This window comes from Lutibacter sp. Hel_I_33_5 (genome assembly GCF_007827455.1).
GTDB lineage: Bacteria > Bacteroidota > Bacteroidia > Flavobacteriales > Flavobacteriaceae > Polaribacter.
In genome coordinates this window covers 1,033,920-1,047,370 of sequence record NZ_VISM01000001.1, presented here as the reverse complement: position 1 = coordinate 1,047,370, position 13,451 = coordinate 1,033,920, and the positions used below count along the sequence as shown (strand labels likewise).

The 13,451-nt window shown below is 31.7% G+C and carries 9 protein-coding genes; 4 read left to right on the top strand and 5 right to left on the bottom strand.

The window, feature by feature from the left end; genetic code table 11:
• Positions 1-73 precede the first annotated feature (73 nt).
• Positions 74-1,027 (top strand): acetyl-CoA carboxylase carboxyltransferase subunit alpha, encoded by a 954-nt coding sequence (locus OD91_RS04560; RefSeq protein WP_144895210.1) that lies wholly within the window; start codon positions 74-76, stop codon positions 1,025-1,027.
• Positions 1,028-1,103: 76 nt separating this feature from the next.
• Here the strand turns inward: OD91_RS04560 and OD91_RS04555 are convergent, their stop codons facing one another.
• Entirely contained in the window at positions 1,104-2,159 is a 1,056-nt protein-coding gene (locus OD91_RS04555; RefSeq protein ID WP_144895209.1) for a TlpA disulfide reductase family protein, read from the bottom strand.
• Between the two features lie 115 nt (positions 2,160-2,274).
• On the opposite strand from OD91_RS04555, the gene hutH reads away from it, so the two are divergent.
• Positions 2,275-3,780, top strand: a complete 1,506-nt coding sequence (hutH, locus tag OD91_RS04550; RefSeq protein ID WP_144895208.1) for a histidine ammonia-lyase — start codon at positions 2,275-2,277, stop codon at positions 3,778-3,780.
• A gap of 102 nt (positions 3,781-3,882) precedes the next feature.
• Here hutH and OD91_RS04545 read toward each other — a convergent pair whose 3' ends face one another.
• Both OD91_RS04545 and OD91_RS04540 read right to left on the bottom strand, forming a co-directional pair.
• Positions 3,883-4,497 carry a hypothetical protein gene (locus tag OD91_RS04545; protein WP_144895207.1) on the bottom strand — a complete coding sequence of 205 codons (615 nt, stop codon included), beginning with the start codon at positions 4,495-4,497 and terminating at the stop codon, positions 3,883-3,885.
• A 185-nt stretch (positions 4,498-4,682) separates the two neighbouring features.
• Entirely contained in the window at positions 4,683-7,259 is a 2,577-nt protein-coding gene (locus OD91_RS04540; protein WP_144895206.1) for an ATP-dependent Clp protease ATP-binding subunit, read from the bottom strand.
• 337 nt (positions 7,260-7,596) lie between these two features.
• Here OD91_RS04540 and gyrA point away from each other — a divergent pair, with 337 nt between their 5' ends.
• Together gyrA and OD91_RS04530 are read left to right on the top strand one after the other, a co-directional pair.
• Complete coding sequence (gene gyrA / locus OD91_RS04535) at positions 7,597-10,104, top strand: DNA gyrase subunit A (RefSeq protein ID WP_144895205.1); 2,508 nt, start codon at positions 7,597-7,599, stop codon at positions 10,102-10,104.
• A 25-nt stretch (positions 10,105-10,129) separates the two neighbouring features.
• The gene (locus OD91_RS04530) at positions 10,130-11,380 is read left to right on the top strand and encodes a tetratricopeptide repeat protein (protein WP_144895204.1); all 1,251 of its coding nucleotides are present in this window, start codon (positions 10,130-10,132) and stop codon (positions 11,378-11,380) included.
• A 51-nt stretch (positions 11,381-11,431) separates the two neighbouring features.
• On the opposite strand, the gene OD91_RS04525 is transcribed toward OD91_RS04530, so the two are convergent.
• Together OD91_RS04525 and OD91_RS04520 are read right to left on the bottom strand one after the other, a co-directional pair.
• Positions 11,432-12,202 (bottom strand): C40 family peptidase, encoded by a 771-nt coding sequence (locus tag OD91_RS04525; protein WP_144895203.1) that lies wholly within the window; start codon positions 12,200-12,202, stop codon positions 11,432-11,434.
• A 32-nt stretch (positions 12,203-12,234) separates the two neighbouring features.
• Entirely contained in the window at positions 12,235-13,410 is a 1,176-nt protein-coding gene (locus OD91_RS04520; RefSeq protein ID WP_144895202.1) for an acetyl-CoA C-acyltransferase, read from the bottom strand.
• Positions 13,411-13,451: the final 41 nt, after the last annotated feature.

Sequence of the window (13,451 nt, the reverse complement as noted above, 5' to 3'; positions counted from 1 at the left end):
TTCAATACAAATTTTATAGTATGTTTGTTGCCACAAACAACTCAAATTAGTTTATTAAAATAACTATTAGAACATGGAATATTTAGATTTCGAATTGCCAATTAAAGAGTTAGAAGAACAATTGGTAAAGTGTTATGAAATAGGAGAAGATAGCGAAGTTGATGTTACTGCTACTTGTAAAAAGATAGAAAGAAAGCTTGATAAAGCTAAAAAAGATATTTATAAAAACCTTACTGCCTGGCAACGTGTTCAGTTGTCTCGTCATCCTAATAGACCGTATACATTAGATTATATTCATGCAATTTGTGGAGATACTTTTATGGAATTACATGGTGATAGAAATGTAAAAGATGATAAAGCTATGATTGGTGGTTTAGGTAAAATTGGTGATCAATCATTTATGTTTATTGGTCAGCAAAAGGGATATAATACAAAAACGCGTCAGTATAGAAATTTCGGGATGGCAAATCCAGAAGGGTATAGAAAAGCATTGCGTTTAATGAAAATGGCTGAAAAGTTCGGAATTCCTGTTGTTACCTTATTAGATACACCAGGAGCTTATCCAGGATTAGAAGCAGAAGAGCGTGGGCAAGGAGAAGCAATTGCAAGAAATATTCTAGAAATGACACGTTTAAAAACACCTATTATTACCATCGTTATTGGTGAAGGTGCTTCGGGAGGAGCAATTGGCATAGGTGTTGGAAACAAAGTATACATGATGGAAAATACCTGGTATACAGTTATTTCACCAGAATCTTGTTCTTCTATCTTATGGCGTAGTTGGGAATATAAAGAGCAAGCTGCAGAAGCATTAAAATTAACAGGAGATGATATGAAAAAACTCAAGTTAATTGATGCTATTATAAAAGAACCACTAGGAGGAGCACACAGAAATAGAGAAGGCGCTTTTGAGGCAGTGAAAAATCAAATTTTAACAGCTTTTGATGAATTAAAAGATTTAACACAAAAACAATTAGTTACTTCTAGAATGGAGAAATACGCTGATATGGGTGTTTATAAAGAATAGAAACTATAGAAAGTTATATAAAACAGAAAAGCACAATTCTTAGAATTGTGCTTTTCTGTTTATTGTCATTTTAGATTTAGATTCCTAATTCGTTAAATAAAGTTTTTAAACTAGGATTTGAAGGTCTTGGAGCATTATTACTAACAATTTTACCTTTATCATCTATTAAAATAAATCTTGGAATTCCAGTTACATGATAATCTGATTGAAATTGAGTGTCTTTTCCTGCCCAAAGTTGTACGCCAGTTAAGTTACGTTTCTTTACAAAGTCTTTCCACTTTTTATGTGCGTTTTCCCAAGTTCCAGCACGATTATTATTATCGATAGAAATACTAATAAACTCAATGTTTTTATCATGATATTCTTTTTCTAATCGTTCTAAAGAAGGTATTTCTCTAATACATGGGCCACACCAAGTTGCCCATAAATCGATATAAACATACTTTCCTTTATAATCTGGTAAAGAATTTTTTCCACCCTTATAGTTTTCATAATCTGTAAAAGCTGGCGAAAGATTTCCTACAGCAACTTTTGCCATAGCCAATGCTTTTGCTTTAGCTGCACTATGATTTCTCTCGTAATTTTGAGTGAAATAATCGAAAAAACGAGTGTTCTGTGTTTTAGAACTTGCTAATAATGAACTGTCAATATTTTTATAGGTATTAAAAATAGTTTCATATTCAGCTTTTAGCCCATTAATTTTAGTATCAAATGCTTCTTTCTCTAGTGAGAAAAACTCATTTGGATCTCCCATTTTTTTTGTAAAAACTATTTGAGCAGTCGTAAAATTATTAGAATCTTCACCATAACCTTCATATGTTACGCTGTTAATAACGTCATTAGCATCAGCATTAATTTTTAAATCGTATCCATTATTTAAATAAATAGGAATGTTTACTTGAGAAGAAGTTCTTAAGGTATAATATCCAAGGCTTTCAACTTTTAACGTATCTTTAAAAGTACCATCTTTATTAATTTTGATTTCTTTATTTAAATTTTTACCATTGATTGTTAATGTGCTATCAGGGATATTTTCAAATTTACCAGATAGGCTTACAAAATCATTTAAAGGCTTTTCTTTACATGAAATAATTAAAATTGATGCAACTAAAAATAGCAGTACTTTTCTCATTATTGTGATATTATTAATTTTTAAGCAAATATAGTAGATAGAATTTTAAAATTCTTATAAATATGTTGCATATATTGATTTCTTTGTTGATTTTTGAGTACGTAAATATTTATAAATGAAGCTACATCATATCAATTCCAACAGACTAGAATTAGAAACTATTTATGATGTTATTTTTACGAACAAGCAATTAATTTTATCGGAAGAGGCTATTCTTAAAGTAGAAAAATGTAGAGCTTATTTAGATGCAAAAATGAAAACACATTCTGCACCTATTTACGGAATAAATACAGGTTTTGGCTCTTTATGTAATGTTAAAATAGGTGAAGATCATTTACAGCAATTACAAGAAAATTTAGTAAAAAGCCATGCATGTGGTACAGGAGAAGAAGTTCCAAAAGAGATTGTGAAATTAATGTTGTTGTTAAAAATTCAATCGATTAGTTATGGTCATTCTGGAGCACAATTGGCAACGGTAAATAGATTAATCGATTTTTATAATAACGATTTACTTCCAGTAATTTACACCCAAGGTTCTTTAGGAGCTTCTGGCGATTTAGCGCCACTGGCACATTTAGCATTGCCTTTAATTGGTTTAGGCGAAGTGTATGTAGACGGAGCAAAAATTTCAGGAGCTGAAATGTTAGAAAAATTTGGCTGGGAGAAAATAAATTTAAAATCTAAAGAAGGATTAGCTTTATTAAACGGAACTCAGTTTATGAGTGCCTACGGAATTATTAACTTAATAAAATCGTACAAGTTATCTTATTTAGCAGATTTAATTGGTACAGTTTCTTTAGAAGCTTTTGACGGAAGAGTAGAACCTTTTAATGAATTAATTCATTTAATTAGACCGCATAACGGACAATTAAAAACGGCAAAAAGAATTACTGAATTTTTAGCAGGAAGTGAATTAATTAAACAAGATAAAGTACATGTGCAAGATCCGTATTCTTTTAGATGTATGCCGCAAGTACACGGCGCAACAAAAGACACCTTAGATTTTGTTGCTAAAACATTATTGACAGAAATAAACTCGGTAACCGATAATCCAAATATTTTTGTAGAAGAAGATACTATTATTTCAGGAGGGAATTTTCACGGACAACCTTTGGCATTAGCGTTAGATTATTTAGCGATTGCAATGGCAGAATTAGGGTCGATTTCTGAGAGAAGAACTTATCAATTAATTTCTGGAGAAAGAGGATTGCCTTCTTTTTTAGTAGCAAACCCTGGATTGAATAGTGGTTTTATGATTCCGCAATATACCGCCGCAAGTATTGTATCGCAAACTAAGCAATATTGTACACCATCAAGTATAGATTCTATTGTGTCAAGTAACGGACAAGAAGATCATGTTTCTATGGGGGCAAATGCAGCTACAAAAATTAAAAGAGTAGTAGATAATATTACAACGGTGTTAGCAATTGAATTATTAAATGCCTCACAAGCCTTACATTTTAGAGATTTAAAAACTTCTGATTTAATACAATCTTTTGTTAATTCTTTTAGACAAGAAGTGTCTATTGTAGAAGAAGACAGAGTCTTACATAACGATATTAAAACCTCAGAAAGTTTTATAGATAATCTTACTGTTGAAGTTGGTGAATTATTTGGGTAGTTTCGTTTTGGAAGAGGTTAGTTAGGTGTTTTAAGTACCTAATTTAACAAATCCAAATCGAATAAAAAAATCGTGAAGATATTCGTAAATAGGTTAAATTTATCAATTAATTTTACACGGTATTTTACTTAGTGTTTTTAAATATGGTATTACTAAATCTTGTGTCATCCCTTGTGTATGCTTTGCACAAACATTATTTTGAGGGAAATCCGAGTACATCTTTTTATCATTGTTGTTCAGGTAGAAATATTTGGTTGCTTTTACTGTTTTAAATCGATTTTTCATATCATTCAATTGATTATCATTACCACCCCATAAAAACCAAAGCCAATTAAAACTTGACTGTTCTTTACCACAAGTAATCTCAATTTTACTTATATCTTCTTTTTTATAATCAGATATTGCTTCTGATAAATTGGGGTTGCACAGATAGAATAAGTTTAACACCTGCACATACTGTCTTCCTCCAAGTGAAGGGTTCGCTTTTTTCAATATATTTCTAAGTGTTGGAAGTAACTTATCTCCAGACAAATTAATTTTACAAGGAGTATCTAAAATTAAATTCTCAGGTAATGCACTTCCTGGATTTTTTCCAACAACTGCTCCAATACATATATCATTATCATCAATTTTATCAATTGTGTCGAAGTATACCCGTGTGTCAAACCGATAATAATTATCATTCTTTTTTGAAAATGTAGCCCAAAAATATCCCATATATTTTCTTTTAATTCGTTTAAATTTATCTTAACGGCAGGTGTTTTTTATGCACCACAACGGATTAAGATATGTCCAGTTTCAATTCGATATATCAACCAAAAACGAATTTATACTATTTTAAATTTAAAAACAAATAAACCTAAATGCATAAAAAAATCCCAAACTTTCGTTTGGGATTTTAGTTATTCATCAACTTCTGTTTCTGTTCGTGTTTCTTTGGGCTTTTTGCCTTTTTTAATTTTAATGGTCAGTTTGTTGTCCTTCTCATTTAAATCCATAGAAATTGTATCGCCTTCATCTAGCTTAGCATTTACTATTTCTTCGGCTAAAGCATCTTCAATATACTTTTGTATGGCTCTTTTTAAAGGTCTAGCACCATATTTTCTATCAAAGCCTTTGTCAGCTATATAATCTTTAGCTTTTTCGCTTAGATTTAATGTATAGCCTAAATCTAAAATACGATTCAGTAATTTATCTAGCTCAATATCAATGATTTTATGAATATCTTCTCTTTCTAAAGAATTAAACACAATAACATCATCAATTCTATTTAAAAACTCTGGAGCAAATGATTTTTTAAGCGCTCCTTCTATAATACTTTTTGCATGTTCGTCTGCTTGTGCAGTTTTAGAAGCTGTACCAAAACCTACGCCGCCACCGAAATCTTTTATTTGACGAGCTCCAATATTAGACGTCATAATAATGATGGTATTTCTAAAATCAATTTTACGCCCTAAGCTATCAGTAATGTGTCCGTCGTCTAAAATTTGTAACAACATATTAAACACATCAGGATGCGCTTTTTCAATTTCGTCTAATAAAATAACTGAATAAGGCTTACGTCTTACTTTTTCCGTTAATTGCCCGCCTTCTTCGTAACCAACATAGCCCGGAGGTGCACCAATTAATCTAGAAATAGCGAATTTTTCCATGTATTCGCTCATGTCAATTCTAATTAAAGAATCTTCAGAATCAAATAATTCACGTGCTAAAACTTTAGCTAATTGTGTTTTTCCAACACCAGTTGATCCTAAGAAAATAAACGAACCAATTGGTTTGTTAGGATCTTTTAATCCAACTCTATTACGCTGTATCGCTTTTACCACTTTAGTAACCGCTTCATCTTGACCGATAACTTTACCTTTTATCATATTAGGTAAATCTGCCAATCTATGACTTTCTGCTTCTGCAACTCTATTTACAGGAATCCCGGTCATCATAGAAACTACTTCAGCAACATTATCTTCGGTAACAACTTCTCTATTTAATTTAGAATCGTCTTCCCATTGTTTTTGTGCAGAGTCTAAGGCAGCTTCCATATTTTTTTCATCATCACGTAACTTGGCAGCCTCTTCATATTTCTGTCCGTTTACTGCTTTTGTTTTACGTTCTCTTATACTTTCTAGTTCTGTTTCAAGTTCTAAAACTTGTTGAGGAACCACAATATTGGTAATATGAATTCTAGAACCAGCCTCGTCTAAAGCATCAATCGCTTTGTCTGGTAAGTATCTGTCCGTCATATACCTATTAGTTAACTTTACACAAGCTTCAATCGCTTCATCCGTATAATTTACATGATGATGCTCTTCGTATTTGCTTTTAATATTATGTAAAATCTGTGTAGTTTCTTCTACCGTTGTAGGTTCTACTATTACTTTTTGAAAACGACGTTCTAACGCGCCATCTTTTTCAATATTTGTTCTAAATTCATCTAGCGTTGTAGCGCCAATACATTGTATTTCTCCACGAGCTAACGCAGGTTTTAACATATTTGATGCATCTAAAGAACCAGTTGCTCCACCAGCACCAACAATGGTGTGAATTTCATCAATAAACAAAATGATGTCTTCATTTTTCTCAAGCTCGTTCATTAAGGCTTTCATACGCTCTTCAAACTGACCACGGTATTTTGTACCAGCAACCAAACTTGCTAAGTCTAAGGAAACAATACGTTTGTCGAATAAAATTCTAGATACTTTTCTATCTACAATTCGCAAGGCTAAACCTTCTGCGATGGCAGATTTACCAACACCAGGTTCACCAATCAACATTGGATTGTTCTTTTTTCTACGACTTAATATTTGCGAAACACGTTCAATTTCTTTTAATCTACCAACTACAGGATCTAATTTATTAGCTTCTGCCAATGCTGTTAAATCACGTCCAAAATTATCTAAAACTGGTGTTTTAGATTTTTTAGCAGCTTTTCCTTTTTGTGCTTGCTGTCCGCCACCGAAAGGATTATTTTTTTCCTCTGCAAACTCATCATCAGATTGATTTTCTGCTATTGGATTTATCGGTAAATCAATTTCTTGATCTTCTACATGCAGTTCTTTATATAAAGCTTTAGCTTCATCATAACTAACATCATATTTCTGTAGCAACTTAGTTGTTGGATCATTTTCATTACGTAAAATGCATAATAATAAATGTGCTGTATCTATTGCATCACTTTGATAAAGTTTAGCTTCTAAAAAAGTAGTTTTAATTGCTTTTTCGGCTTGACGTGTTAAGTGTAAGCTCTTCTTTTTATTTTCTTCAAAGGTAGGATTAGACGGATTTAATTGCTCTAACTTCTTACGTATTAAATTAAAATCTAAATCGAAAGTAGCTAAGATTTCAATTGCTTTTCCTTCTCCTTTTCTAATTAAACCAAGTAATAAATGTTCAGTTCCAATAAAATCGTGCCCTAAACGTAGCGCTTCTTCTTTACTGAAAGTGATGACATCTCTTACTTTTGGTGAAAAATTATCGTCCATATTTTTTAATTCTATCTGATGTAAAGTTAGTAGAAAATTTTGATAAAGAATTACAAAAAAGATGCCATCTATTTTTTAATGCCAAAATGACTGAAAAATAGGGGCTGAAAATGATGGTTTTTTATAATGAATTTCAACTGTTAAAAACTCACTAAAAATGTTAATAACTATAGGGTATTTTTTCTTTTGAAACTATTGATAATACTGGGATATTAACTATCTTGCATTGGATTGAAAAATCATCCTTTTTTTGAAGGAAATTGAAGTGAGTTTTACGATTGATAAAATTCACTTTTTTAACATAAGAAATTGTAACTAAATATTAAAAATATACTTTATGGCAGACGGAGAAAAGTTAATTCCGATTAACATTGAAGAGCAGATGAAATCTGCGTACATCGACTACTCAATGTCGGTGATCGTTTCAAGAGCATTACCAGATGTGCGTGATGGTTTAAAGCCCGTACATAGAAGAGTCCTTTTTGGAATGCATGAATTAGGAATTAAAGCAACTGGAGCGTATAAGAAATCAGCAAGAATTGTTGGAGAAGTTTTAGGTAAGTATCACCCGCATGGTGATACATCCGTGTATGATTCAATGGTGCGTATGGCTCAAAATTGGAGTGTACGTTATATGATGGTTGACGGTCAAGGGAATTTTGGTTCTGTTGATGGTGATTCTCCTGCAGCAATGCGTTATACAGAGGTTAGAATGCAGAAAATATCAGAAGATATGTTAGCTGATATTGAAAAAGATACGGTGGATCATCGGTTGAATTTTGATGATACCTTACAAGAACCTACAGTTTTACCAACACGTATTCCTAATTTATTAGTAAACGGAGCTTCTGGTATTGCTGTTGGTATGGCAACTAATATGGCGCCACACAATTTAACTGAGGTTGTAAACGGAACGATTGCTTATATCGAAAATAACGATATAGAGATTGATGAATTAATGCAACATGTAAAAGCCCCTGATTTTCCTACTGGAGGAATCATTTATGGTTATGAAGGTGTAAAAGATGCTTTTCATACTGGTAGAGGACGTATTGTAATGCGTGCAAAAGCAGAAATTGAAGAAGTAAAAGGACGTGAATGTATCATTGTTTCTGAGATTCCATATCAAGTTAACAAAGCAGAAATGATTAAAAAGACTGCTGAGTTAGTAAATGATAAAAAGCTAGAAGGTATTTCTAATATTAGAGATGAATCTGATAGAAACGGAATGCGTATTGTGTATGTTCTAAAACGTGATGCAATTCCAAATATCGTTCTAAATAAATTATATAAGTATACACAATTACAAACTTCTTTTAGTGTCAATAATATTGCACTTGTAAAAGGGAGACCAGAACAATTAAATCTTAAACAATTAATACAATATTTTGTTGAACATAGACATGAAGTTGTTGTTAGGAGAACAGAATTTGAATTAAAGAAAGCCGAAGCTAGAGCACATATTTTAGAAGGATTAATTATTGCTTCTGATAATATTGATGAAGTAATTAAAATTATTAGAGCTTCTTCTAATGCTGATGAAGCAAGAGAAAGTTTAATTACTCGTTTTGAATTAACTGAGATTCAAGCAAAAGCAATAGTAGAAATGCGTTTGCGTCAGTTAACAGGATTAGAGCAAGATAAGTTACGTGCAGAGTTTGATGAAATTATGTTAACGATTACTGATTTAAAAGATATTTTATCTAATGAACCTAGACGTTATCAAATTATTACAGATGAATTAATTCATATTAGAGATAAATATGGAGATGATCGTCGTTCAGTAATTGATTACGCAGGTGGTGATATGAGTATCGAAGATATGATACCTGATACTAAAGTTGTGGTAACAATTTCTAATGCTGGATATTTAAAACGTACAAATCTTGATGAATATAAGGTTCAGAATAGAGGAGGAAGAGGTCAAAAAGGAACTGCAACAAGAAATGAAGATTTCTTAGAGCACTTGTTTGTTGGTACAAATCATCAATACATGATGTTCTTTACTCAAAAAGGAAAAGTATTCTGGATGCGCGTTTATGAAATCCCAGAAGGAGGGAAGAATACCAAAGGTAGAGCAATGCAAAACCTTATTAATATTGAACAAGATGATAAAGTAAAAGCATTCTTAGTAACACAAGATTTAAAAGACGAAGACTATATTAATAGTCACTATGTTATTATGGCTACCAAAAGAGGTCAGGTTAAGAAAACGTCTTTAGAGCAATATTCTAGACCAAGAACAAACGGTATCAATGCAATTACTATTAAAGAAGGAGATGAGCTTTTAGAAGCTAAATTAACTACAGGAGATAGCCAAGTAATGCTTGCTTTAAAGTCTGGAAAGTCAATTCGTTTCGAAGAAGCGAAAACAAGACCGATGGGAAGAACTGCTTCCGGTGTTAGAGGAATTACGTTACAACACGATAAAGATGAGGTAATTGGTATGGTTGCTGTAAACGATATGGAAAGTAATATTCTAGTAGTTTCTGAGAAAGGATACGGGAAACGTTCTAAGTTAGAAGACTATAGAATTACTAATAGAGGAGGTAAAGGAGTGAAGACTTTGAATATTTCAGAAAAAACAGGTAATTTAGTGGCCATTAAAAATGTTGATGATTCTAATGATTTAATGATAATCAATAAATCAGGTATTGTTATTAGAATGGCAGTTGAGGATTTACGAGTTATGGGTAGAGCTACACAAGGCGTTAAATTAATTAACATTAAAGATTCAGACAGTATTGCTGCTGTCGCAAAGGTTATGCATGAAGAAGAAGAAATTGAAGAAGAAAATGAAAATGGCACGGAAATTGAAAATGATTCAAATGAAAATCAAGAATAACTATTAAGAATTAAATTAACTTATAATGAAAAAACAAATTTTAGCACTTTCTCTCGGATTAATGACAATTGGAGCGTTTGCACAAAAGAACGAATTAAAAGCTGCGAGTAAAGCATTAAAGAAGAGCGATTTTTCAACTGCTTTGGCTGCAATTAATTCTGCCGAAGGTTTAATTGGAAATATGGATGCTAAGCAAAAGGCACTTTTTTACTTTACAAAAGGACAAGTTTTTGCAGGAAAGAAAGATTTTAAAATGGCTGCCGAAGCTTTTAATATGTTAATGAAGCATGAAAAAGAAACTGGTAAAGCTAAGTATACAGCTAAAGCTAAACCTTTGCTTAATAAATTAGTAGATGATTCGTCTACAAAAGCGGCTAATTTATATTCAAAAGATAAAAATTATAAAGCAGCTTCAGAAAGTTTTTATTTAACTTATTTATTAAGTCCTAAAGATACTTCTCATTTGTATAATGCAGCAATTTCTGCATCACAAGCGGAAGAATATGAAGCTTCTTTAAAATATTTTTCAGAGCTGAAAAAAATAAATTATAAAGGAATTGTTAAAGAATACCTAGCAACAAATAAGGAGACAGGTAAGGTAGAAAACTTAGGTTCTAAACCACAAAGAGATTTAATGGTTAAATCTGGATCGTATACAAATCCAGAGAATAAAACTTCAGAATCTAAGCAAGCTACAATTGTAAAGCAAATTGGTTTAGTGTATATTAAATTAGGGAAAACAGAAGAAGCGATTGCTGCTGTGCAAGAAGCTAGAAAATCTGATCCTAAAGACCTTGATTTATTATTAACTGAAGCAGATTTATACATTAAGTTAAAAAGGATGGATAAATTTGGAGAGTTAATGAAAGAAGCAACTGAGTTAGATCCAACAAATCCAACATTGTTTTATAACTTAGGGGTTGTTAGTATGAATCAAAAAAGAGTTGATGATGCTAAAAAATATTACAAAAAAGCAATTGAGTTAAAGCCAGATTACAGAGATGCATATATGAATTTAGCAGTTGCTGTTTTAGATAAAGAGAAATCTATTATTGAAGAAATGAACAATAATTTAGATAACTTTAAAAAGTATGATGCGTTAGAATTGGAACAAAAAGCTGTTCATAAAGAAGCAATACCTTATTTAGAAAAAGCTGATGAGTTAGAAAGAGATATTGATACTGTTAGAACTTTACTAAATTTATATGATACACTAGAAATGGAAGAAAAGGCAGATAAATTTAGAGCTTTGTATAAATCAATGAAAACAAACTAAACTAAAGTTTAGATGTATATAAAAAAACCGAAACAAATTGTTTCGGTTTTTTTATATCATTTTTTTAATGACTCTGAGTTTGTGAGAATGTTGTTGTGTATCTACATTATAAATACCGCTATGATCTAATTTATCAATACGTACTTTACCATGAGCATGTATAATATTATAATCTTTCATAATGATTCCAACATGTGTAATAGTGCCTTCTTCATTATCAAAAAAAGCTAAATCTCCAGGTTCACTTTCTTCAATAAAACTTAACACTTCTCCTTGCGTTGCTTGTTCTTTAGCGTCTCTTAATAATTGATGTCCACATAGTTTGTAAACCAACTGAGTAAAACCAGAGCAATCAATTCCGAAGGGTGTTTTCCCTCCCCATAAGTAGGGTGTATTTAAAAATAAAAAAGCTTTTTGTACGATTTCTGATTTAGGTAGTTTTTCTGAAAAAGTAATTCCTTTATATGAAAAAATACGATCATTTATATTGAAACTATGATTATGTAAAAAAGGCAATCTAGACCCTATAGAAATGGTAGAAAGTTGACTTGTATTATTGGTAATAAAATCAATTAGCTCACCACTATATTTTGGATTTTCTTCTGATAACTGATGATATGTTTCTTCAGAAATTTCTTCAAACTGTTTATTATCAATATAACCTTCGTAACTATCAAAATGTAAAGAAATTTTACTCCATTTGTTTTCTCTTTCAAGAACTTTAAAATGTTCACCAAACAATACTTGATTCACCATTTCTGATGTATCAGTAGACTCTAATCGAAGAGGAACAATACTTAAATTACAAATGCCGTAAGACAATTTTTTATTGGTTTTCTATTGTTATTAAATAATTATATTTTTTCAAGTATCATGGCACTTGCACCACCACCGCCATTACAAATTCCAGCTGCACCTATCTTAGCATTATTTTGATGTAAAATATTGGTTAATGCAATAATGATTCTAGCTCCAGAAACTCCTAATGGATGTCCTAAAGACACAGCTCCACCGTTTACATTTACATTTTTATCAGTTAAACCAAGTATTTTCATATTTGCTAAACCAACAACAGAAAAAGCTTCATTTAATTCAAAATAATCTACATCATCAATAGAAATATTAGCTTTTGCCAATGCTTTTGGTAACGCTTTAGCAGGAGCAGTTGTAAACCATTTTGGTTCTTGCGCAGCATCTGCATAACTTTTAATTTTTGCTAATGGTGTTATTTTTAATTCTTTTGCTTTTTCAGCAGACATTAGCACTAGGGCTGCGCCACCATCATTAATTGTTGAAGCATTGGCAGCAGTTACCGTTCCTTCTTTGGTAAAAGCAGCACGTAAAGCAGGAATTTTCTCCATTTTTACGTTCTTATATTCTTCATCTTCAGAAAAAATAATTGATTCTCCTCGTCTTTGTGGAATTTCTACAGGGACAACTTCATCTGCAAACTTACCTTCTTTCCAAGCTTTTGCAGAACGATTGTAAGATTCAATAGCAAAAGCATCTTGATCTTCTCTTGAGAAATTATATTCAGTAGCGCATGCATCAGCACAAACTCCCATGGCGTTTTTATCATATGCATCAACTAAACCATCTTTCTGCATTCCATCCTCCATTTTAGTAGGGCCAAATTTGGTTCCCTTTCTTGCATGAAAATAATGTGGAATTGAACTCATATTTTCCATACCACCGGCAACCACAATATCAGCATCACCTAAAGCAATGGATTGTGCAGCTAGCATAATAGATTTCATTCCGGAAGAACAAACTTTATTAATAGTTGTACAAGGTACTGTGTCTGGAATTCCTGCAAAAAGTGCAGCCTGACGGGCGGGAGCTTGTCCTAAACCAGCAGAAACAACATTTCCCATAAAAACTTCATTAACATTATCTGGAGATAAATTAATCTTTTCTAAAGCTCCTTTTATAGCAATTGAACCTAATTCTGGTGCTGGAATAGAAGATAAACTCCCCATAAAACTCCCTATTGGTGTTCTAGCAACAGAAACTATAACTACATCTTTCATTAAATTTTCGGTTTAATTTGTATTTAACAAAAATACCATTT